General features: G+C 42.2%; 21 protein-coding genes and 1 pseudogene. 8 read left to right on the top strand and 14 right to left on the bottom strand.

Going from position 1 to position 22,098, the window contains the following annotated elements:
• Positions 1–75 precede the first annotated feature (75 nt).
• The 4 genes from KNO94_RS13765 to KNO94_RS13750 all read right to left on the bottom strand — a co-directional run bounded on the left by KNO94_RS13765 (position 76) and on the right by KNO94_RS13750 (position 2,624).
• A complete protein-coding gene (locus KNO94_RS13765) occupies positions 76–684 on the bottom strand; it encodes a helix-turn-helix domain-containing protein (protein WP_214780626.1) in 609 nt (202 codons plus the stop codon).
• 342 nt (positions 685–1,026) lie between these two features.
• Positions 1,027–1,410: a hypothetical protein gene (locus KNO94_RS13760; protein WP_214780624.1), complete on the bottom strand. Its 384-nt coding sequence runs from the start codon at positions 1,408–1,410 to the stop codon at positions 1,027–1,029.
• Between the two features lie 160 nt (positions 1,411–1,570).
• The gene (locus KNO94_RS13755) at positions 1,571–1,777 is read right to left on the bottom strand and encodes a hypothetical protein (RefSeq protein ID WP_029596469.1); all 207 of its coding nucleotides are present in this window, start codon (positions 1,775–1,777) and stop codon (positions 1,571–1,573) included.
• A 391-nt stretch (positions 1,778–2,168) separates the two neighbouring features.
• A complete protein-coding gene (locus KNO94_RS13750) occupies positions 2,169–2,624 on the bottom strand; it encodes a JAB domain-containing protein (protein WP_034799670.1) in 456 nt (151 codons plus the stop codon).
• Positions 2,625–2,995: 371 nt separating this feature from the next.
• On the opposite strand from KNO94_RS13750, the gene KNO94_RS13745 reads away from it, so the two are divergent.
• Positions 2,996–3,337 (top strand): YolD-like family protein, encoded by a 342-nt coding sequence (locus tag KNO94_RS13745; RefSeq protein ID WP_251125989.1) that lies wholly within the window; start codon positions 2,996–2,998, stop codon positions 3,335–3,337.
• A gap of 267 nt (positions 3,338–3,604) precedes the next feature.
• Here KNO94_RS13745 and KNO94_RS13740 read toward each other — a convergent pair whose 3' ends face one another.
• The 4 genes from KNO94_RS13740 to KNO94_RS13725 form a co-directional block, all read right to left on the bottom strand.
• Positions 3,605–4,444 carry a PRD domain-containing protein gene (locus KNO94_RS13740; protein WP_214780622.1) on the bottom strand — a complete coding sequence of 280 codons (840 nt, stop codon included), beginning with the start codon at positions 4,442–4,444 and terminating at the stop codon, positions 3,605–3,607.
• 14 nt (positions 4,445–4,458) lie between these two features.
• Positions 4,459–5,922, bottom strand: a complete 1,464-nt coding sequence (locus KNO94_RS13735) for a glycoside hydrolase family 1 protein (RefSeq protein WP_214780616.1) — start codon at positions 5,920–5,922, stop codon at positions 4,459–4,461.
• 5 nt (positions 5,923–5,927) lie between these two features.
• Positions 5,928–7,769 carry a beta-glucoside-specific PTS transporter subunit IIABC gene (locus KNO94_RS13730; RefSeq protein WP_214780614.1) on the bottom strand — a complete coding sequence of 614 codons (1,842 nt, stop codon included), beginning with the start codon at positions 7,767–7,769 and terminating at the stop codon, positions 5,928–5,930.
• Between the two features lie 322 nt (positions 7,770–8,091).
• Positions 8,092–8,289 (bottom strand): hypothetical protein, encoded by a 198-nt coding sequence (locus KNO94_RS13725; RefSeq protein ID WP_214780612.1) that lies wholly within the window; start codon positions 8,287–8,289, stop codon positions 8,092–8,094.
• A gap of 552 nt (positions 8,290–8,841) precedes the next feature.
• Between KNO94_RS13725 and KNO94_RS13720 the strand changes: the two genes are divergently transcribed.
• Both KNO94_RS13720 and KNO94_RS13715 read left to right on the top strand, forming a co-directional pair.
• Entirely contained in the window at positions 8,842–10,632 is a 1,791-nt protein-coding gene (locus tag KNO94_RS13720) for a hypothetical protein (RefSeq protein WP_214780610.1), read from the top strand.
• Between the two features lie 446 nt (positions 10,633–11,078).
• Complete coding sequence (locus KNO94_RS13715; RefSeq protein ID WP_214780608.1) at positions 11,079–11,660, top strand: DUF5067 domain-containing protein; 582 nt, start codon at positions 11,079–11,081, stop codon at positions 11,658–11,660.
• Positions 11,661–11,902: 242 nt separating this feature from the next.
• On the opposite strand, the gene KNO94_RS13710 is transcribed toward KNO94_RS13715, so the two are convergent.
• The gene (locus KNO94_RS13710; protein ID WP_214780606.1) at positions 11,903–12,358 is read right to left on the bottom strand and encodes a JAB domain-containing protein; all 456 of its coding nucleotides are present in this window, start codon (positions 12,356–12,358) and stop codon (positions 11,903–11,905) included.
• Positions 12,359–12,729: 371 nt separating this feature from the next.
• On the opposite strand from KNO94_RS13710, the gene KNO94_RS13705 reads away from it, so the two are divergent.
• A complete protein-coding gene (locus tag KNO94_RS13705; RefSeq protein WP_251125988.1) occupies positions 12,730–13,071 on the top strand; it encodes a YolD-like family protein in 342 nt (113 codons plus the stop codon).
• 180 nt (positions 13,072–13,251) lie between these two features.
• Positions 13,252–15,351, top strand: a complete 2,100-nt coding sequence (locus tag KNO94_RS13700) for an AAA family ATPase (protein WP_214780604.1) — start codon at positions 13,252–13,254, stop codon at positions 15,349–15,351.
• Between the two features lie 166 nt (positions 15,352–15,517).
• Here KNO94_RS13700 and KNO94_RS15440 read toward each other — a convergent pair whose 3' ends face one another.
• Positions 15,518–15,685 carry a GNAT family N-acetyltransferase gene (locus tag KNO94_RS15440; protein ID WP_214780602.1) on the bottom strand — a complete coding sequence of 56 codons (168 nt, stop codon included), beginning with the start codon at positions 15,683–15,685 and terminating at the stop codon, positions 15,518–15,520.
• A gap of 206 nt (positions 15,686–15,891) precedes the next feature.
• A complete protein-coding gene (locus KNO94_RS13690; protein WP_214780595.1) occupies positions 15,892–17,343 on the bottom strand; it encodes an aminotransferase-like domain-containing protein in 1,452 nt (483 codons plus the stop codon).
• Positions 17,344–17,462: 119 nt separating this feature from the next.
• Between KNO94_RS13690 and KNO94_RS13685 the strand changes: the two are divergent.
• Positions 17,463–18,073 (top strand): annotated as a pseudogene (locus KNO94_RS13685) (LysE/ArgO family amino acid transporter).
• 354 nt (positions 18,074–18,427) lie between these two features.
• On the opposite strand, the gene KNO94_RS13680 reads toward KNO94_RS13685, so the two are convergent.
• Together KNO94_RS13680 and KNO94_RS13675 are read right to left on the bottom strand one after the other, a co-directional pair.
• Positions 18,428–18,709, bottom strand: coding sequence for a PTS sugar transporter subunit IIB (locus KNO94_RS13680; RefSeq protein WP_214780593.1), 282 nt, complete (start codon positions 18,707–18,709; stop codon positions 18,428–18,430).
• Positions 18,710–18,777: 68 nt separating this feature from the next.
• A complete protein-coding gene (locus tag KNO94_RS13675; RefSeq protein ID WP_214780591.1) occupies positions 18,778–19,320 on the bottom strand; it encodes a TetR/AcrR family transcriptional regulator in 543 nt (180 codons plus the stop codon).
• A gap of 148 nt (positions 19,321–19,468) precedes the next feature.
• Here KNO94_RS13675 and KNO94_RS13670 point away from each other — a divergent pair, with 148 nt between their 5' ends.
• Both KNO94_RS13670 and KNO94_RS13665 read left to right on the top strand, forming a co-directional pair.
• The gene (locus KNO94_RS13670) at positions 19,469–20,212 is read left to right on the top strand and encodes an SDR family oxidoreductase (protein WP_214780590.1); all 744 of its coding nucleotides are present in this window, start codon (positions 19,469–19,471) and stop codon (positions 20,210–20,212) included.
• An 18-nt stretch (positions 20,213–20,230) separates the two neighbouring features.
• Entirely contained in the window at positions 20,231–21,127 is an 897-nt protein-coding gene (locus tag KNO94_RS13665) for an SDR family oxidoreductase (protein ID WP_214780588.1), read from the top strand.
• A gap of 113 nt (positions 21,128–21,240) precedes the next feature.
• Here KNO94_RS13665 and KNO94_RS13660 read toward each other — a convergent pair whose 3' ends face one another.
• Entirely contained in the window at positions 21,241–22,023 is a 783-nt protein-coding gene (locus KNO94_RS13660) for a Cof-type HAD-IIB family hydrolase (RefSeq protein WP_214780586.1), read from the bottom strand.
• Positions 22,024–22,098 lie beyond the last annotated feature (75 nt).

Genomic DNA, 22,098 nt, shown 5'->3' with positions numbered 1-22,098 from the left:
TTAACTTTCTGTTTTAAAACAATCATCATTGCATAAAAAGACATTCTCCGCACTCAAGAGAATGTCTTTTCGTATTTAGTTTCGTCTTCCGTTCACTTTATCGAGCCGGATTTTCTCGATCAACGCGTGAATGATCTGTTCATTTCTCCCCGCGAAATCTTTGTCGAAGGGAATACGCTCCCCTTCGAACATGAAGTAATCGAGCAGGTACGGGACTCGCGGTGTCGCGTGTCCCCACGTATGCTTCGAGCAACGATCCCACACCTCGGCTCCGAACTCTTTTGAATAGCGCATATGCTCGACGGCAGCCTTGACCTCCGATTTCTTCAGGACAAAGTAGTCCTCGAAGACGAATTTACCGAGAAGCTCGTACCACATCTCCTCGCGGACCCGTTCTTTAATCGCTTCTACATCGACTTCGACGTGATACGGGGCCTCTTCTTCATTCTTGACGACATCTCGTGAATCCCCTGTCACCGACTCCGGATACAGCTCCCATCCTTCCGGCATTCGTTCTTTGATGAACTGTTCGAGCGACTCCTCACTGATTCGATAGCCTTTTTTACGCGACTCGAGCGGTTCTGCCTGGATCACGCCTTTTCGTACCCAGTTGCGGACCGTCTCCTTATGGCTTGTGAGCTTGTTCTTCGATAAGATTTCAAATGCTTCGTCAATCGTATACATACATATCCCCCTTTAATACAATGATGTTTTTATTAAATAATACCATAAACATTGTATTAAATTAAGATGTTATCTTAATCCACTTCAAATTAATCGGAAATCGGTGAATGACTTCCAAACAAAAACACCATTCAGCCGAATGGTGTTCCTTGCGTGGCGTTAGACGCGCCCACGCTCTTGCTTTTGACGTTGCCCTTACGCTCCGTGCCTCCCGTCAGAAAGGGCCAGGAATATAGAGATGCGGCGGTGAGCCAGCAGCTCTTGTTATCGGGCCGTCAGGGGGGCAGCGGTGCGATGAGCGACTTCGCCAACGGGAGTTAGACGCTCACGCATAAGCCCGGATCACCATTCCTTCTCCCATGCCCCGTCCTCAGACACGCCCCAATCCTCGAATCGATACTTGATGAGCCAATGGACATGCATCACCTCATATTCGAATACACCCTTGGATAGCTCTGAGACGACGAAGCTGACGTCTCCATCCGCCACCACCCAGGTCCCATATAGATACACGATCTTGATCGGACGCTCTTCTGCATCCAGATAGATCAACACCCGGAAGTAAGGCGAGTTCAGTCCTTCATCGAACCGGACGACCTTCTCGACGCAATGTTCCCTGTCGACGACACGCATCCACTCGGGGTGTTCCATCAGTTCCGAGAACACGGTCCGGACGAAGGGATCCAATCCAGCGAACGCATAGTCATCAAGCAACATCTCATTCACAACGTCTCACCCCTTCCGGTTCTTTATAGAACGATTCCCCGTCCAGAGCCAGTCCAGTCCTTGTTCATAAACCTACAGAAATGAAGACTTTTAAAAACTGTATACACGTATACATATATACATGTATACAAATCTACATGTATACAATCATCCCTCTTCCTTATGTACGACGATTCCGTCGAATCATATTGGTATTGAAAAAGACGGTGAGGTGGGTCAAGCGCTCTCCTTCCTTCACATCACAAAGAAGATCCATGCTCACAAGTTTTAAGTCGTCAAAATCTTCTTGAAGCCGGTCAGGAAGGCGTCGAAGCAATACCTCCGTCATCTCGTCCATCGTCTGTTGATCTAGTTGGTAGCTGTCCATCTGAATCATCCTCTCCTGTTGATAGCTTCATGATACCTCGCATCCAAGCAGACAACATCTCGCCTAATTTCACGTAAGCCCTGGTGTTGTTTCAAACAAGCCCTAGGGCTTGTTTAGAAAACATGGTCATTTTCAATAAACAAACCGTGTTTTCACTTCTACTATTTCATCAAACAATCTTCTTACGAGACAGACCAAAACAACGTCCAATCTTCACACACGAACCATCTCGTTTTCGTCATGCGAAAACGGACCTTTTCCCGGATCCCGCTCTATGGATCCAGGCGAGAGCAACGCGAGTCGCCCCTCTCGTCAAAGAAAAACGCACGTTTTTCGTCCTTGCCCTTACCGGACGGACCGGGACCGGTCCCCCGGCCCCACTCCATTCCATTCAACCCATGTAACCTCGCTGTTTCATGCTGACGTACGACTCGTCCGCGCCGAGGATGAGATGGTCGAGCACCGGGATGCCGATGAGGTCGCCTGCTTCATGTAACCGTTCAGAGACGAGGATATCCTCCCGGCTCGGAGTCGGGTCCCCGCTCGGATGCTGATGACAGACGATGAGACACGAAGCGTTGTTCAAGATGGCGCATTTGAAGACTTCCCGTGGGTGGACGACGCTCGAGTTGACGCTCCCGACATGCGCCCGGTGGACACCGATGACCCGGTTCTTCGTGTTGAGCATGATGACGAGGAACACTTCACGGTCGTCATCCCCGATGAACGATGACCCGATTTGTCGGGCACTGTCCGGCGAATGGATGATGGCGTGCTCGAGCGCGACCATTTCCTCGCGAACCTCTTGCTTGATACGGATGACCTCGATGATGGCGGATAGTTCCATGATGGTTTGTCTCCTTTCGGATAAGCTGTCCTCAGAACGAACACCGTTGTGCGTCCTGTTGACGGATTCGTTGCGAGCGTCGGGAGACGGTGCAAGGGCGACCATAGGGAGAGTCTCAAAAAAATGCGAAGAGCAAACGTAGGACCAGGCTTCCGTAGCCAACGAGCGAAAAGCCTTGCTTTGAGCCAAAAGCGAAGGAAGACAGACCGAAGGGCGCGTCATTTTTTTGACGTCCCTTGCACCGACGACCAGCGAGCTAGAGTACGGAAACAGGACGCACGGATCACCAATCACGAAAAAAGGCTGTTCAAACGAGATAAACCGGGTATAAAATAAGAACAAATGTTCGTTTATATGAAAGGAGAATTGTGATGACAATGTATCGCGATCGAGGTGAACTGAAATGGATCCCATTTTTGATGCCGGAGCATCGTGCGCTGCTGACGAAGTACTATAAGGAAATTCAGAAGATTGAGATGCCTGATGTCGATGAACAGGTCCTATCGGTTTATGAGAATGTGCTGAATGACGCGATCTTCAGCGGGAATATGGTGGAGGTGAAATATGTAGAAAAGCGGGAGATGAAACGATTCAAAGGGTTCGTTCACCGGACAAACTACATGGAGCGGACCGTCGAATTGGCCAATCGGCGGGATGGGATCATCCATGTGCCGTTCGAGGCAATCATTCACGTGGAACAATCGATGGACTAACGCCCTGGCGGTTGTTCGAAGTCTGCGTCACTAAACGAAGTGTCGCTCCTCGACTTTTCATTTTTTAATGGATAAGAATGAGCGTCGAAATCATATATAGTGATGAGAATAGTTGGTGGATGAAAAAAAGAAAGTCGAGCAAAAAGTGTCAAAATAAACTTGACGTCCATATTTTATTTCTAGGTCAATCTATATGTATATTAAACAAAGAAAAACAGACCTGTTAGGTCTGTTAGAAACTCTATAATTGTATTTGTTAGTCGTCCGTCATTTAATTTCGTTATGTGAAATCAAACGGTTTATATGAACGGCAAGATAGCTTAATTCTTCTTTTGTAATGTCGAATTCATACACCTGTAAAATATAATTCTTGATTTTGAAACTGATTTCCATTGCGTTTGGATAAAGAACACCGATTTGATTAAATAGCTTATCGCCTTCCTCATCTAACATAGTGCCGCTGTAGATACGTTCTACAAAAAATTTTACATGTGTGATGAAACGTTCATAATGTATGCTGTCTTCACTTATATTCACTGTATACCGAATAAGATTGACAATTCCTCCAATCATCTTAGCATAATTCATTCCATCATTTGTCGTATGGTTAGAAGACTGAGCATTAATGATATGAAATGCAATATTTGATGCCTCTTCTTTAGGTAACTCAATCATAAATTTTTCATTCATTAATCGAATCGCAAAATGCCCAACATCAAACTCCTTGGGATAATAGTTTTTAATTTCCCAGTATACTTTGTTTGTGAAGACCATTTTTTTATTAAATCGTTCAATGGCAAAATTCAAATGATCCATTAGAGTGAAATAAACACTCTCATTCAATTTTGTTTGTAATAACTCTTCCGCTCTTAAAACGATAGACTGCGTTACTTCAAAAATTTCAGTGGGTATGGACTCTAACAGGTGCAATAACTCAATCGTCTTTTGATTCTCGACCGAAATAAATTTCTGATCCACCGCGCTGTATTCAATGAATTGTCCCTGCTTTTTACCATACCCGATGCCTTTACCTAGTAAGACACATTCTTTATCAGAATCATCGACCGCTATCACCACACTCGAATTTAAAACCTTCTTAATAAGCATTCTTTCACCATCCTTTAAAGCGTGTAGAGCAAGTCTTCTCCATTTGTCTGGATAACATGTTGATACCAATAAAACGAGTCTTTTTTATAGCGTTCTAAAGTCCCATTGCCGTGGTCATCTTGATCTACATAGATAAAGCCATACCGCTTAGACATTTGTGACGTAGATGCGCTGATTGAATCTATTGGTGCCCAGCTGGTATACCCAATAAGATCTACACCTAGTTCCACAGCTTCCTTCATTTCTTTAATATGCTCTCTTAGGTAGTCGATGCGATAACTGTCTTGGACTCTCCCATCATTGTCTAATGTATCCACGGCTCCTAGACCGTTTTCTACAATCAGTAATGGAATTCTATAACGATCATACAATTCTAGCAAAGAAATTTTTAGCCCCAAAGCATCTACCTGCCATCCCCACTCTGTTGAAGGGAGGTAAGGATTCTTTACGCCCATGATTGTATTTCCTGCCGCTTTTTCTAAGGTCTCATCCGCAGACTCAGTTCGTGACATATAGTAACTGAAGGAAAGCATATCTACCGTATTTGATTTCAAAATGTCTAGATCGTCTTTCTCCATCTTTATCTCAATCCCTTTTAATTCTAATTGCTTTAAGAATAGGATTGGGTATTCTCCCCGAATTTGCACATCACTAAAAGCATGATTGTTTAAATTACTTTGAAGAGATAAATAAACATCTTTTGGGTTACATGTGTTAGGATACGTCGTTAGTTTCGTAAGCATGCACCCCACAATGCTATCATCAATGATGGTGTGACAGGCTCTTGTTGCCAGTGCAGAGGCAACAAACTGGTGATGCAAAGCCTGATAGATTGTTTGCTCAATCTCACCCTCCGGACATTTATCCAATACGATTCCTCCACTTGTAAATGGGTGTCTGACAATACTGTCGATCTCGTTAAACGTCAGCCAATACTTTACCAAATTCTTAAATCGCTTAAAGCAAGCAACTGAGAATCTAACAAAATGATCGACAACCGCACGATCTGCCCAACCATTATATTTATTTGTTAGATGTAGAGGCATCTCATAATGAGATAATGTTATAATCGGTTCGATGTCGTATTTTTTTAGTTCTTTAAAAACGTTCTCATAAAACTGCAATCCCTTTTCATTCGGCTCCGACTCTTCACCCGTCGGAAAAATTCGACTCCAAGCAATTGACAGACGTAATGTCTTAAACCCCATCTCAGCAAATAAGGAGATATCTTCTTGATAACGATGATAAAAGTCAATACCTCTTCGTTTCGGGTAGTTTGCATCGCCCGACTCATTCATCGCAGTTTTGATGGATTCGCTTGTGACGGCATTATGTGCTGCATAATCTTCAACACTTACATTCGACTTAAACATTTTGACGTCCGAAACCGACATTCCTTTTCCATCTAGGTTCCATGCACCTTCAACTTGATTGGCGGCAATGGCTCCCCCCCATAAAAATCCTTTTTTAAATGTCATATTGATTACGCTCCTATCTCTTTTAATTCAAATACATTCTTTTGATTATCGGTCTCTCCATAGTCTACATTTTGTAATTCATGATTCGCCGAATTGGTCAAAATACAAACTGTCGTTGGATCAAATCCACTTTCGATTATTTTTTCCAAATCAAATGTCATCAACAAATCACCAGCTTGTACCTCATCGCCTACCTCAACATGAGTTTCGAAAAATTGTCCTTTTAGGTTAACAGTATCGATTCCCACGTGGAACAAGATTTCTACACCATTGGTAGTCTTCATACCGATTGAATGTTTCGTATCAAAGACCATTACAATGCTTCCGTCTACTGGCGCGTAAAGTTCTCCTTTTTGAGGAATAAAACCAACACCATCCCCCATTATTTTCTTCGAGAAGATAGCATCTTGTACTTCATTCAATGGGACAGATTTACCAATGATTGGGCTTTTAAACTCTTTTATTTGAAGGTCAGCAGGAAGATTTACTTCCTCCTCGATAGCTAATTCTTTAAATAAGATAGCAACGGAGATAAACGAAGCGGTGAACGAGATAATCAATCCAGCAATTGCATAAATGATGTTCTTCGGAAGTTCTTCCGAGATGAACATAGATAGGCTTGCTAAACCTGGACCGACCGCTACATATGCCTCAACTCCCATTATCCCTAGGAAAGATCCTCCCACGAAGCTACCAATCATGACTCCGTATAATACGCGTTTGTTTTGAATCGTAATACCATATAATGCAGGTTCAGTAATACCAAACAAGGCAGATATTCCAGCTGAAATAGCTGTTGATTTAGTACGCTTCTCTTTCGATCGTAACGCGACAGCAAAACACGCGCCCGCCTCAGAAAGGTTGTGTGCAAGAGAGGCCGCATTGTAGATTAACTCTTTTCCAGTTTGTCCGAGTGAAGAAACAACGTAAGGAATCATCGCTTTATGCATACCTGTTACGACCATGAATGGTAAGACGGCTGCAAGTAAAGCGACAGCAACCCAACCAAACTTACTGAAAATAAACAAAATGACAGTTACGAACCATTGACCCAACGTGAATCCTAAAGGTCCTAAGATTAGCAACGTAAGTGGAACAACAATCGTGAGTGACATAAGTGGTACAAAGAAACTACGAATCATCTTTGGACTGATCTTGTTAAAAAATGTTTCGATTTGTGAGAATGCCAACACACATAAGATTGCTGGGAAAACCTGATAAGCATAAGAAATCGGTTTAATCGGGAACGAAAATAAACTAGCACCATCAGCAATCAAGGTAGACATATTAGGTAGTAGTAATGCTCCGACTGCAGCAACTGCAACTAACGGATTTGCATTAAGCTTGATAGCTGCGGTATAAGCAACCAAAAGCGGTAAGAAATATAAGGGTGCATCGCCAATCAGGTACAAAATTTGATACGTTTGTGTTGATTTATCTAAAACACCGATTAGGTTCAGCAACAGTAAAAGTGATTTTAAAATTCCTCCTCCGGCGATGGCTGGAATTAACGGTTGGAACACGCCGATAATGAATTCTAATATGACATTTCCTAATTTCTTCTTTTGTTTTGGATTTTTTTCTGTGTTATCCCGCTTCAAGCTCCCTTTGAGTTGCTTTTTAATTGCGTGATACACTTCTGATACGTCATTTCCAATAATGATTTGGTATTGTACCTTGTCAGCTACTCCTATTACACCTTCTAGTCGCTCAATCTCTTTTCTTTTAGCTTTAGAGTTATCTACCAATGTAAATCTTAAGCGAGTCGAACAATGCTCTAGTTGTTCAACATTTTCTTTTCCACCAATCTGTTTAATGATGTCAGAAGCAAGTTTTTGATAATCCATCATGAGCCTCCATTCTCGCCAGACAATAAATAGGACAACAAAAAAAGGACCCAAAGAGAGCAATGAAACATTACTCTCCTTAGATCCTGCCTGCATGACCAGTCACATGTCTAACGTTCTATTAGATTTGTTTATAATATATACTACGCAAATGAAAGCGTCAACAATATTTATTAAAATGTTCAACTCCTCACTATATTATTTTCTTAATGTTTATTGATGCTTATGAAAAATAACTATATTTTGCTCAATACTTATTTTTTAACTATTTTTTAAAGAGACCGTGTATTGAGAGGAAAAAGATGTAGACTTTTTGAAACAATCAGTTATGTACTTGAAGCGTGTTCGTATTGAAGAAGACCGTCATCTGTTTCAATCGTTCCCCTTCTCTCACTTCACAAAGGATATCCATGCTCACCAACTCGAATGCCTCAGGATCGATGTCCATACGTTCAGGAAGTCTTTTGAGCAATACTTCTTTCATCTCTTCAATCGTTTGTTGGTCCAATGTGTGACTCATTTGAATCATCCTCTCCTGTTGATAGCTCAACGATACCTTGAATCTGACCACTCGACATCTCGGTTTATTTCACGTAAGTCCAGGCGTTGTTTCAAACAAGCCCTAGGGCTTGTTTCGAAAAAATGTTCATTTTCAATAAATAAACCATGTTTCACTTCTGTCATTTCATCAAAAAATATGGAGACAGAATAAAAATTTCACCCTATATCCACTCACGAACCACGCCGTTTTCGTCATGCGAAAACGCCCCTTTCCCGGATCCCGCTCTATAGATCCAGGCGAGAGCAACGCGAGTCGTCCTTACTCTTATCAGACGGACCAGAGATCGGATGTAGTATTTAGAGAAGTATAGTACGTTCAAGTTTTATTTAAGTACAGCTGTTTAATGGAAAGTAATAATTAGTTGTTCTTTATCTGATTATCGTACACTGGAGATACTTAAAAGTAAGTCATTTTCAACAAAAGTAGGGATTGTTTAAGGTATATCTTGTGAAAATTGTCAAAAGCAATGGAGTATCAAATTATTAATATTTTATGAAGAGAGGGGAAAATATGTCTAACGTTATCGAGAAGGCTGGAATTTTGGCTTTAGAAGCTCTTTGTATAGGGGATTATAAAGGTCGTATAAAGCCAATGTTTTCAGATAATGATAAAGGTGTCGGGTATGACGGAAAAATTGAACTTTACAACAACAAATCACATTCACGCTCTAACTTTTTGGGTCATGTGAATGTGCAGGTGAAAACAATTTCCTATTTACAGTCGAAATTCGAGAAACAAGACAAGAGCCAGACATTTAAATTTAGAAAGCTAGATTCAGAAAGTCTTGATGTGTATCAAAAACAAGGAGGAGTACTATATTTCGTTGTCGTAGTATGCAAACAACAAATAACGAATGCAATTATATATTATAAATATTTATTACCTATAGATATCATTAAGCTTCAGCAAAATTCACAAAAAACATACACAATCGAATTAAAAAAAGTTACCCGTGACTACGACGTTAATCTATTTAATATATGCATTAATTATTTCTTTCATTCAAAAAAACAGTCTCAGGTGTTGGATAAGAAATATTATTTAGATACAAAACCATCAGATAGTAAAATTACCAGCTTATCGATATCTTCACTAAATCAAAAGTTTCCCTCTATGCTAGATACGAAGTTTACAGCAGAAGATGCTTATGTGTACGAAATAGTCGATGGGTTTTATCGCCCTATTCCATTTCTGACGCTGGAGGTCTTGCCTTTAGATACACCGAAATCAGATTTTAATTTCTCTTATAAAAACATTTCTTATACTATGAATAGAGTAGTAAACCACGTCTCAGAAACTAAGATAGAATGGATACTAGATGATTCGATTTCCCTCTATATTTCAGCGTCAGAAAAGCGTGTGGAGTCAATGCGTATAAACTTTGTTGATTTTTTAAACAATAGCTTGAAAGAAAAAGAGAGGGTTATCGCTTACATAAGTAAAGTATCTGACGCACTGAGGGATGAAAAGAGCAGCTTTATATTGAAGGCTCAAAAAATTTTAGACGTTGATCTTGAGTTACATGAAAGATTTGGTATCGATCCTGAGATAAAGTTTGAGCACAATAATAACTCTTTTAATCAACAATTTGATTTAGTGTATCGTATTATGTTCGAGCCAAGCTTGATTATAAAGAAGGATAAATCGCTTCTAAGACAGTTTGTAGAGTTTAAATACGGACAATATACATTGCTGGGTTTTTTTGACTCACAAACAGATTGTGTTTCGAACGTTTTTTCAGAGGAACATACGAAAACAAAATTACTCATTAGTCCTGACGATATAGAGGTATCTGTGGATGGAGGGGTCCAGACATTTTTATATTTATACTTGGCTCTCCAAAATTCCAAAGCGATTGTGCCATATCACAACTTTAAATCGACAGTTGTGATTCAGAGTTTTGAATATCATCATAGAACAATATCGTTAAAGATAAGTAAATATTTGAATGAATTTATTTTGTATTGTCTAAAATGTTACGATCATTCCAAATGTTTAGAATATCTAAAGGTGGCCCTTTATATAGCTACGAAACTGCATGAATTATATCCTCACGATTCCAATTTTTTATTGAATAAGGCTCAATCTGAAGTTAGGATGGGTTCTTTAGCAAACGAAACAGCAGAAAAAATTGTACATTTAAAAGAGATTAGCTCAACTGATGACTTTGTATTGTTAGCTTGTTCAATCATATTAAAAGATACCCATTCGATTCGAGTTTATAAAAATAGAATTGATCCAGAAAAACTGTTGAATTTCTTAGAATTTCCTATTGGAGCTCTGGATACAGAAGCAAATTAGAACTAAATATGAACATTCACGAAAAACCGATTATAGTTAATTAAGACAAGTTAATAAATTTTGTGAGGGAGTTTACAAAATTCAAAGCAATGATTTAAATCTTAGGTTTGAGTAACATATGATGAGAAATCCGTTTGCATAAAATTTAAATAAGTCTATTTTTTAACTGATTGGGCAACTATGGATAAGCACAATTCACATTTACTTTGTCTCACAACTCTAGACGTGCTACGCACTTGCTTTTGATGTTGTCTTTACGCCCCGATTCTCCTCTAAGATACACACCTCCCGCCCAAAATACCTGAAAGAATATTTGTAATGGGTGAACCGGACATACGTGTTAGAATGAAGCAACAAGTAAATATTTAACAGTTTATGATCTGGCGTATTATAGGACCCAGACAGGATGGATGACAGGCACATTTAAAATCAAGGGAGGACATGACATGGCAAAGACAATCGGATTATGGGGCATCCCGCTGCTGTTACTACTCGCCACCGGGTGTGGTGCGACAGAAGAGACGGTTTCGACTACCGAGGACACGACGAGCGGGTCAGAGACCGTGACAGAGACGACTGAAACAGAAGAGACAGAAAATGAAGCGACGGAGAGCGACGTCTATTTCAAAGACGGGGAAGCGAAATTGATTGACCTCAAGATTCAGATCACCGAGACGAAAGTGATCCCACCTGGAGAGCCGGGAAACGAGTATGGCGACAAAGCGGTCCTCGCCATCTGGTATGATACGACGAACCTGACCGGGAAAGATATCGACCCGACAGGTGCCTGGATGATCGTCTTCGAGGCGATCCAAGACAATGACCCGAACGCGGTCAATACCCTCGAGGTCGGCATGCTGCCGGACGAGCAGTTCCTCGACAGTCAGCTCGAGACCATCAAACAGGACGGCACGGTCTCGAACGCCGTCGCCTATGAACTCGACGACTTGGAGACACCGGTCACCTTGGTGGCCACGCAAGGCATCGCCGGCGACAAATTGGGTGAACAGACAATTGAAATCAAATAAGACGATACAACTCAGAACGATACAGAGGACCTGCGTATAGAAGACGACAGGTTCTTTTTTGATGTTTGCATCCCGTATCACCGTTTTCGTCATACGAAAACGAACCTTTTCCCGGATCCCGCTCTCCAGATCCAGGCGAGAGCAACGCGAGTCGCCCGTCTTCTCAAAGAAAAACGTATGTTTTTCGTCCTTGCCCTTACCGGACGGACCAGGGCCGGTCCCCCGGCCCCGCTCCTTTCCATTCAACCCATATAGCCTCGCTGTTTCATGCTGACATACGACTCGTCCGCACCGAGGATGAGATGGTCGAGCACCGGGATGCCGATGAGGTCGCCTGCTTCATGTAACCGTTCGGAGACGAGGATGTCCTCTCGGCTCGGTGTCGGGTCCCCGCTCGGGTGCTGATGACAGACGATGAGGCACGAGGCGTTGTTCAAGATGGCGCATTTGAAGACCTCCCGTGGGTGGACGACGCTCGAGTTGACGCTCCCGACATGTGCCCGGTGGACGCCGATGACCCGGTTCTTCGTGTTGAGCATGATGACGAGGAACACTTCACGGTCATCGTCCCCGATAAAGGATGCCCCGATTTGTCGGGCATTGTCGGGTGATTGGATGACGGCGTGCTCGAGGGCGACCATTTCTTCTCGAATCTCTTGCTTGATACGAATGACCTCGATGATAGCGGATAGTTCCATGATGGTTTGTCCCCTTTCGGATAAGCTGTCCTCAGAACGAACACCGTTGTGCGTCCTGTTGACGGGAACGCAGCGAGCGTTGGGAGACGGTGCAAGGGCGACCGCAGGGAGAGCCTCAAAAAAATGCGTAGAGCGCACATAGGTCCAGGCTTCCGTAGCCAACGAGCGAAAAGCCTCGCTTTGAGCCTAAAGCGAAGGAAGACGGGCCGGAGGGCGCGTCATTTTTTTGACGTCCCTTGCACCGACGACCAGCGAGCTAGAGTACGGAAACAGGACGCACGGATCACCAATCACGAAATAGGCTGTTCAAACGAGATAAATCGGGTATAAAATAAGAACAAACGTTCGTTTTATGGAAAGGAGAAATTGTAATGACGATGTATCGCGACCGAGGTGAGTTGAAATGGATCCCCTTCCTCATGCCCGAGCACAAGGCGCTGCTGACGAAATACTATAAAGAAATTCAAAAAATTGAGATGCCCGATGTCGATGAACAAGTACTCTCGATATATGAAAACGTGTTGAACGATGCAATCTTTAGTGGGGGTATGGTTGAGGTGAAATATGTGGAGGAGCGGGAGATGAAACGATTCAAAGGGTTTGTGCACCGGACGAACTACATGGAGCGGACCGTCGAGCTGGCCAATCAGCGGGACGGGATCATCTATGTGCCATTCGAGGCAATCATTCACGTGGAACAATCGATGGACTAACGCCCTGGCGGTTGTTCGAACTCTGCGTCACGAAGCGCTAGGACTTCATATAATAACATAGCAATGTAAAAGTGTGAGTCGAATTTAATAAACTTATTAAAGGGAATTGTGCAATATGAGACTAATAAATGATGTATAAGAGAATTATTTAAGAGTATATATTGAGGGAGACGACAAGAGATGAAACTTAATCGCTTCAAAGTGGAGAATTTTCGTTCGATTTCAGACAGTGGATGGATAGAAAATGATAATGTGACTTCCTTAGTAGGTGTTAATGAAGCAGGAAAATCGAATTTACTCTTAGCTCTATGGAAAATGAATCCCGCTACTGGTGGGGAAATTAACCCGTTAGAAGATATTCCTCGAAGTAAATACTCTGAATGGCGAAACTTAAAAAGACAAAAAACTTTTATTACGTGTGAATTCGAATTGACAGACCCAGAGATAATTCAAGAATTGATCACGTTGACTGGTTGTAATGAAGAAGATGTCAGAATCACAAAAGTGAGTAGAGATTTTAACGGAATTAGAACTATCGGATTCCCCAACTACAGCAGCGTAGATTTTTTTGATTCAGCTCACATTAAGGAAATGCTTAATTCATATAAATTAGAATTCGATGGACTGGAAGAGAAAGGAAAGAGTGAAGCTGGTCTTAAAGACACAGTATCAGCTGCTTATTCTGAAGCTGAGGGTATATTGCTTAAAACAGAATCTATTGAAGAAGAGGGATTGCAGGATATATATTCAATTTTCGACCTATCAATAAAAGAATTGCAAAAATCTGAAATTCAACCACATCTTAAACGCTTACGAGAAGAGTTTACTAACCTTATAGAAGAAATCAAACGACCTGGCCCTTCCAGTTTCCAAGAAGCTCGAAAACTTATCCTCAAACATATGCCTAAGTTTGTCTATTATTCAAACTATGGAAATCTAGATTCAGAAATTTATCTTCCTCACGTCATCGAAAATATGCAAAGAGATGATCTATCTTCTGCTATGCAAGCAAAAGTTCGAACATTAAAAGTTTTATTCGAATTTGTAAATCTTGATCCTGATGAAATTTTAGAGTTGGGTGCTGAAATTAAATTAGATCAATATCAAAAGGAAAGACCATTAACTGATGAGGAAATTAGTTCAATTGCTGAAAAGAAAGCTGAGCGCGACATTCTATTACAATCTGCTGGATTGAGACTAACAGAAGAATTCAAGCTATGGTGGAAGCAAGGAGATTACAAATTTAGATTTCAAGCTGATGGAAGGCACTTTAAAATTTGGGTATCTGATGAAAAAAGACCTGAAGAAATTTCTTTGGAGGGAAGAAGTACAGGACTACAGTGGTTTTTAAGTTTTTACCTCATTTTTTTAGTAGAAAGTAAAGATACTCATGAAAATGCAATTTTACTTTTAGATGAGGCGGGCGTATCACTTCATCCATTAGCACAAAAAGATTTAGCAAGCTTTTTTGAAAACCTATCTCTACGTAATCAATTGATTTACACAACGCACTCACCATTTCTTGTAGATACAAACAGCGTTGACCGTGTTAAGGTAGTCTATTTAGATGAAGGTGGAAAGACAGTAGCTTCTAACGATTTAAGAGCAGTCGAAGCACAGACTAATAAAAATAATTCAGTTTATGCAGTACATGCAGCCTTAGGGTTAAGTATTTCTGATGTTCTATTACAGGGTTGTAAAATCGTAATTGTGGAAGGTCCTTCTGACCAATACTATTTAAATGCTATAAAAACATATTTAATTAGAAAAGAACTATTCCATCCTAAAGAAGAAATTATTTTTATTCCGTCTGGAGGCGTAAAAGGGATTCGGGCCCTTTCGAGCCTTTTGTCGGGCAAAGATGAAACTTTGCCTGTGGTTTTACTTGATTCAGATAAATCCGGAAAAGGACAAAAGACAAGTCTATTAAAAGATTTATATAAAGACTTTCCTAGTCGCATTGTTGAAATAGACGAAATTGTACAACTCGAACAAGCAGAAGTGGAAGATTTGATTCCAATTGCATTAATTGAAAGACATGTATCTAAGTTATCAAGAGGAATAGATGAAGAGTTTATAGATTTATATGACGAAACTAAAGCACTACTTCCTCAAGTTGAAAGATACTTTATCGAAAATGACATAAGACTTGAAAAAGGTTGGAAAGTCGATCTTGCCCGTAGTATAAAAAGAGATATTTTGAATCCTAAAAAGGCAAGACACATCGATGAGGAAATTGAAGGTTTTTGGACTAAGTTATTCAAAAGTTTGGAATCTTGATTAACGTTTAAGTCCGAATATGAAATAATTCAATGATGTTTTTTTAACGAACGTTAAAAAGACATATTTGTTTACTGGTTCACGTCAAAATGAGAAGGGCTTTGTATAGCCCTTCTCATTTTGTTCAAACTATCCATTAACTCATCTTTTTTTCAATGTTCGTTTTCTAAGTAAGAGAGAAACTTCGTGTCATGCTCGTATCCATTTTTTCATACAATCTTTGCGCTCCCGTGTTGTCTGGTGCCGTCTCCAAGCTGATGCGCTGAGCGTCCGACTCTTTCGCGAAGTCCCGTGCTTGGTACAACAACAACTGTCCGACTTCAAGGCTTCGCATCTCCTATTGCACGAATATGTCATTCAAAATCCACGACTTATTCATCGAGATCGATGAGAACGTGGAATAGAGTTGAATAAACCTTAGATATCCCTGTTCATTTTTTCACAACCAAAATCACAGACTCCTTGTTTTCGAAGCGTACTTTTATTTATGTATGTCTTCGCTCCTTCCATATCTGATTGGTTTTGTAGATGGCTTTTCGCTCATTCATTCGTGCACATGTTGACGAGCTCGGCAACTCGACGCAATCCTCTCTCCAACTCTCCTTTGGAGGCGTAGGAATAAGAGATTCGTAAATGGTTTTGGTCCAATTTGTCGTACACCATACCAGGGTTCAATAAAATCCCATCCTTCAGGGCCAAGTGTAACAGCTTGGTGATCGAGACATCTCCCTTCAGCTCGAGCCAGATATAGAATCCGCCGCTCGGAATATTCCACGTGGCGATGTGGGTGAAATACTTATTCAATAGCTCCACCACGAAATCTCTCCGCTCTTTCAGTCGGATTCGAGTCTGCTCGATGAACGTCTGGTACACCCCACTTCTGATCCACTTCTCTACAAGATGTTGCGAAATCGAACTCGATCCATAATCGGTCTGCATCTTGATGTCAGCCAGTCGATTGATGACCGGCTCCGGACCGAAGACCCACCCGATTCGCAGACCTGGACTCAGTGACTTCGAGACGCTCCCGATATAAATCACATTCCCCTGCGTGTCATTGGCCTTCAGTGGCGCAGGTGGTTCCTCGTCGAACCACAGCTCGCCATACACGTCGTCCTCGATAATCGGCAAGGACGCTTCCTCGCTCACTGTCATCAATTCCATCCGTCTTCTTTCCGACATCAGCGTTCCTGTCGGATTGTGGAACGAAGGGATGCTATAAAGCAACGTTGCATCTTTTTGACGCTTCAAGCGTCCGATTGCTTCCGTCTGCATCCCTTCCCCGTCGAGAGGGACACCGAGCAAGTTCATACCAGCCGATTGAAACACATGGATCGAATTGAGGTATGACGGGACCTCATATAGAACGATGGAACCCCTCTTTAATAGCCCGATCGCAATCAACTGAAGGGCCTGTACGGCGCCCGAGACAATCAAAATCGAGTCAGGGGACACCTCAATCTGTTTGCCTTTCAAATGGTCCCGGATCGCTTCACGTAACATTAGGCTCCCTTTCGGTTCAACGTATCCAAGTTCTAAATGGCTCGCATCTTCCATCGCCATCATCGATTTCATACTCTCAGCAGGCAATAGATCAGGGGACAGTTCACCTGTCCCGAGTCGGATGATTGTCGGGTCTACCTCCGCACGATTGATTTCTTGAATCATCGCCAAATTAGGGGCATGTACCCCCGACTTCACATATCCCTCCCAGTCAGGCGGATTCGATGCCAAGACGTTCCATGTATGATTGGCCACGCGTGTGCCGCTGCCGATTCTCGTCTCGAGCAATCCGTCAGCCATCAACTCTTCAATTGCCGTGACGACCGTACTCCGGTTCACTTCAAATTTTTGAGCCAGCGTCCGTTGCGAAGCGAGTTTGAAACCCGTCGGCCACTCGCCGACGCTTATTTTCCGTCTGATGTATTCTTGGATTTGGTAATGTAACAGCACATTCGAAGACTTCTTAGGCCGCCATGTATGTTCAGGCATCTGTTCACCCCTCTTGATTGATCACGTCGTCAAATTGGTTGGTATCACCACCATCCAATTGGTCGGAAACAGTTCTATTGTCCTCTACTATCATACAGGGGTAAACGTTAGGAGGAAAAATGATGCAACCTTTATTTCACGGTATCTTGTTGGGCTTCGGTCTGATTCTACCTTTAGGTGTCCAAAACATATTCATCTTCAACCAGGGTGCCAATCAGCGGAAACTTTCGCACGCGCTCCCGGCGATCGTTACAGCAGCGATCTGCGACACACTTTTGATTTGCCTGGCCATCACTGGTGTCTCTGTGGTGATTTTTAGTTTCGACTGGTTGAAGACGAGCCTGTTCCTAGTCGGTTTCTTCTTTTTGTCGTATATGGGTGGGTGATGTGGAAGGCAGCTCCAGAGACTGGCTCGACGCAACAACGGAGTCCACTCAGCATCAGACGGCAAATCGCATTTGCGGCCTCGGTCTCGCTGTTGAATCCTCATGCCATCTTGGATACGATCGGCGTGATTGGGACGAGCTCACTATTGTACGTGGATGAGGAGAAATGGCTGTTCGCTGCGGCGGTCATCGCCGTCTCTTGGGTCTGGTTCATGGCACTCGCGATCGTCGGGAGAAAACTGGGTGAGTTCGATCACAACGGGGTATTGTTTAAACGGATCAATCAAGTGTCTGCACTCATCCTCTGGTTCATGGCGGTATACATTTTGTCCCAAGTCTTTTGATCACATATGACAAAATCGTACTTTGCAGGAACATATCGAGTGTCTCTAACTTAAAAGCAAAAATTAATGTCACAGATTCGCTAAACTCTTTTACAAAATAAGAAATGGTGGGAGCGAGAACGGATGGAATTAATCTTTATTCGGCACGGCCAAGGTGAACATACACTCAATCTGTCGGCAAGTTTGAAACTTCAAAATCCCTCTTTGACCGGAACAGAGATTTCTCCAAGTAGTAATCGTTGGCCGAGGATTATGACTAAGGAAAGTTACACTTTAATCGAAGGCCTAAAAAAGAATCCCTCCACTTTTTCGACGCTTTCGAAAAAGTGGAGGGGATTTTTCATTATCTAGACATCAATCTAAATACATGAGGATCTGTTGATCAATTTTATCCATCCCTATTCCTGTGATGTAGGGAGTGGCAATGACTACCGGTGTAGTAAATCGTGTGGGAAGAATGGTAGTGGAAATGACTAACACAGCTTGATATTGTAGCGTACTGGCTTCAGATATCGTACATTGCACAAGCTGAGCTCGGATTTTATTCTCTTTCAATAACGCTTCAACACGTTGAGACACTATGGTCGATGTTGCGATTCCAGCCCCGCATGCAACTAATATAGTGGGAATTGGCACGATGTCACCTTCTGTCTGCTTTATAAAATTTCGTATCTGATTGCATCATTTCTTTTTACAGTCATTTGTTACTCTACAACTTGATTCGCCACCAAGCTCCATAACGCTTCAAAGTCATCTTGATAAGCTTCGCTATCCCAACGATCTGCGAAGTAGGGGTTATGGAAATACACAAATGCCTTGATGACCGCTGGCCCAATTGAATGAATTCCGCAAATACTTTCTACTTTTTCAGCAAGTTTTTTTAAATGATCATTTACGAGGACCTGAGTAGATTCTAAATAATCCGTGTATAAGCGAAACATTTTCTTATCATTTTTATACAGTTCTTTTTTTGTGGTAGCCAATAGCCACAACCAATCGTGTAAATCTTCTTTTGGACTAATTCCCTCACGCCCTTCCCATCTCAGCAGTTCCAGAGAGGTAGTATCTAACCATCTAAGCGCAAGTTGTTGCATCAAATCCTCTTTATTTTTGTAGTGCTTGTATAGAGCCGCATGGGTCACACCGAGCTCTTTCGCAATATCCGACAAAGTCGTTTTATGAAGCCCTTTCCTCTTTATGCTAGCTTCTGTCGCTAAAAATATCTTTTCCCTTGTTAATCCTGCCATACCATTTCCCCTCAATGCATTGTTTTTATTAGTATACTACATTTTTCAGTTACAAAATGTTGACTTTGTAACAAAGGAGGCGTAATCTGTTCTCGAGGTTACAAAATCTGAAATGAGTAACTTACTAATTGTGAAGAGGATGATTATCATGAGTCAAGATAAGAAACGTCAGCGGGTCGTATTAGTGATTGGCGGTACCGGAGGCATTGGCGAGGCAATCGTCACAAAATTGGCGACATCAGGAATGGCTGTGGCTATTCATTACTCAGGGAATCAACAGAAAGCATTAAACTTGGAAGGTAGTCTACATCAACAAGGGCTGGAGATGATGACCGTCACTGGGGATATTTCTGATGAAAAAGAAGTTCAGGCTATCTTTTCAGAAATAGAAAATACATGGGGTGGTGTGGATGTCTTAGTCAACACTGCAGGGATCATGAAGCTTAGCAAGATTGAGGACTTGGATTTGGAAGACTTTGATAAGATGTTCCGCGTTAATACACGTGGCCACTTCTTACTCGCAAAATATGCGGCCAAACATTTGCGATCAGGTGGCGCTTTCATCGCCCTCTCGACAACCGTTACCCGCACTCAGTTTCCGATGTACGGTGCGTATGTCGCTAGTAAGGCAGCTGTAGAATCACTCACTCTCACACTTGCCCGTGAACTACGAGGTAAAGACATCACTGTAAACACGGTATCTCCTGGTCCAACGGCCACTCCATTTTTCTTCGAAGGGAAAACAGAAGAAATGATTTCTAACTTTTCTAAAGCCGCTCCACTCGAACGTTTAGGAACACCAGAAGATATCGCAGACATCGTCCATTACCTGGCTTCCGGTGCACGTTGGATTAATGGCCAAACTATTTTCGCGAACGGCGGGCTTGCATAAGCAATGGGAGGAACTGATATGAGAAACGAGGATAAAAAAGTTATTGTGATCACTGGGGCTTCAAGTGGGTTTGGCGCGTTGACTGCTCGCGCACTTTCACAGGAAGGACATGTTGTTTACGCGGGCATGCGAGAAACCTTAGGTCGCAATGCCCCTAGATTCGAAGAAGCAATAATGTATGCAGAGCGTCATCACGTTGATCTTCATCCGATTGAAATGGACGTGAGTTCGCAACATTCAGTCGACAATGCGATTCAGACCATTCTTTTAAAACATAGAGAAATCAATGTCGTCATTCATAATGCAGGCCATATGGTAGTTGGTCCTACCGAGGCGTTTACTCCTGAACAATTAGCAAATATGTATGATACGAACGTCGTATCCACTCAACGTGTGAACCGCGCGGTATTGCCTCACATGAGAAGTAAAAGAAACGGTCTCCTAATATGGGTATCTAGTTCAAGCGTGAAAGGTGGTACACCACCGTATCTTGCTCCTTATTTCGCAGCTAAAGCAGGAATGGACTCTTTGGCCGTTTCTTATGCAGCTGAACTTATTCGTTTCGGCATCGAAACGTCAATCATCGTCCCCGGATCGTTCACAAGCGGGACCAATCATTTCCTCAATGCAGGGGTCCCTACTGATACACACGTTCAACGTGAATATGAAGAACATTACGCAGGACTGATGGAACAAGTCGGTGAGCGACTCTCTGCCCTAGCTCCTGAAGACGCTGACGTTTCCATGGTGGTCCGAGAAATTGTAAAAGTGGTGGCTTTACCGAAAGGAAGTCGCCCGTTCCGTGTTCATATCGACCCTGTCGATGACGGATCAGAACGGGTCTCCTCGTTTGCGGATGAAGCTCGACAAGATTTTCTAACGCGAATCGGATTGAGCGATTTAATAACGCTTTAATTTTTTTACTATTTATAAAAAAAGAACGTAGTTATGCTACATCTTGTGATTGAATTTTTTACTGCAGTCAATTTATTGACTGCAGTTTTTGTCGATTTTACATGCCTGTATGCTCAATCAATTAATCCACAATATTTGAGCCCATGCCAGATTCCATCGCTATCGTTGGTTTTGGTCACATGCCAAGCTTTTTCTTTTAATGTAGGGACAGCATTCTTCATGGCAATAGGATATTTGACAAGCCCGAACATTTCTATATCATTCATCCCGTCGCCAAATGCATATGTATCCTTGAATGAGATTTTTTCATAGTCAAATAAACGCATTAATCCAGTCGCTTTGGATGTGGTGGCAGGATAGACGTCGCACCCAAGTTTTGAATGACGAACGTATTGGAAGTGGGGAAAGGCTTTCTCATAATAGCGTTCTTCTCCTTCTCGGCAAAAGAGCACCATCAGATGGATCTGTTGCTCCCGATACAGGTATGGGTTCACTGGAGGGTAGACGGTTCCTACCCGCTCGATATAATTTTCAGTGATGACAGTGGAATTTGCCTTTGTCACTGCAATGGAGTGCGGGGTATAAAAAGCAAGTTCATGATTTCGTTCATCAGCTGATTGATGAAGTCTCGAGACGTCAGAAGTCGCCAGCGGATTTTCATAAATCACTTTCCCATCGACCATGACATACTGTCCGTTCATTGCTACACATGAATTGATACCTGTTTCCTCTAAAACAGTCCCAATCTCTGCTATGTTTCGTCCCGTAGCAATAACTGGCTTAATTCCTCTCTTTTGCAACGACCGAATCGCCACGATTGAACTTGCGGATACTTTGTAGTTACTCGTCAATAACGTGCCATCTAAATCAAAACAGACAACCTTTTGCGTGTTCATTTATTTTCCTCCGCTCCTAAAAAATATGGGGAAGTCTTGGATGATCAAGACTTCCCCGTTATTATCAAAATTCGA

Source organism: Exiguobacterium sp. s22 (assembly GCF_018617455.1).
Lineage (GTDB): Bacteria > Bacillota > Bacilli > Exiguobacteriales > Exiguobacteriaceae > Exiguobacterium.
This window is presented reverse-complemented; position numbering and strand designations above follow the sequence as displayed.

Coding starts and splice junctions, on each gene's coding strand:
- KNO94_RS13750 (WP_034799670.1), bottom strand. CDS start 2,624: ATGGAACTATCCGCCATCATCGAGGTCATCCGTATCAAGCAAGAGGTT.
- KNO94_RS13690 (WP_214780595.1), bottom strand. CDS start 17,343: ATGCCTGAACATACATGGCGGCCTAAGAAGTCTTCGAATGTGCTGTTA.
- KNO94_RS13705 (WP_251125988.1), top strand. CDS start 12,730: ATGACGATGTATCGCGACCGAGGTGAGTTGAAATGGATCCCCTTCCTC.
- KNO94_RS13660 (WP_214780586.1), bottom strand. CDS start 22,023: ATGAACACGCAAAAGGTTGTCTGTTTTGATTTAGATGGCACGTTATTG.
- KNO94_RS13735 (WP_214780616.1), bottom strand. CDS start 5,922: ATGACATTTAAAAAAGGATTTTTATGGGGGGGAGCCATTGCCGCCAAT.
- KNO94_RS13665 (WP_214780588.1), top strand. CDS start 20,231: ATGAGAAACGAGGATAAAAAAGTTATTGTGATCACTGGGGCTTCAAGT.
- KNO94_RS13730 (WP_214780614.1), bottom strand. CDS start 7,769: ATGGATTATCAAAAACTTGCTTCTGACATCATTAAACAGATTGGTGGA.
- KNO94_RS13700 (WP_214780604.1), top strand. CDS start 13,252: ATGAAACTTAATCGCTTCAAAGTGGAGAATTTTCGTTCGATTTCAGAC.
- KNO94_RS13765 (WP_214780626.1), bottom strand. CDS start 684: ATGTATACGATTGACGAAGCATTTGAAATCTTATCGAAGAACAAGCTC.
- KNO94_RS15440 (WP_214780602.1), bottom strand. CDS start 15,685: ATGCGAAGCCTTGAAGTCGGACAGTTGTTGTTGTACCAAGCACGGGAC.
- KNO94_RS13710 (WP_214780606.1), bottom strand. CDS start 12,358: ATGGAACTATCCGCTATCATCGAGGTCATTCGTATCAAGCAAGAGATT.
- KNO94_RS13725 (WP_214780612.1), bottom strand. CDS start 8,289: ATGAGTCACACATTGGACCAACAAACGATTGAAGAGATGAAAGAAGTA.
- KNO94_RS13670 (WP_214780590.1), top strand. CDS start 19,469: ATGAGTCAAGATAAGAAACGTCAGCGGGTCGTATTAGTGATTGGCGGT.
- KNO94_RS13715 (WP_214780608.1), top strand. CDS start 11,079: ATGGCAAAGACAATCGGATTATGGGGCATCCCGCTGCTGTTACTACTC.
- KNO94_RS13755 (WP_029596469.1), bottom strand. CDS start 1,777: ATGGACAGCTACCAACTAGATCAACAGACGATGGACGAGATGACGGAG.
- KNO94_RS13740 (WP_214780622.1), bottom strand. CDS start 4,444: ATGCTTATTAAGAAGGTTTTAAATTCGAGTGTGGTGATAGCGGTCGAT.
- KNO94_RS13720 (WP_214780610.1), top strand. CDS start 8,842: ATGTCTAACGTTATCGAGAAGGCTGGAATTTTGGCTTTAGAAGCTCTT.
- KNO94_RS13745 (WP_251125989.1), top strand. CDS start 2,996: ATGACAATGTATCGCGATCGAGGTGAACTGAAATGGATCCCATTTTTG.
- KNO94_RS13675 (WP_214780591.1), bottom strand. CDS start 19,320: ATGGCAGGATTAACAAGGGAAAAGATATTTTTAGCGACAGAAGCTAGC.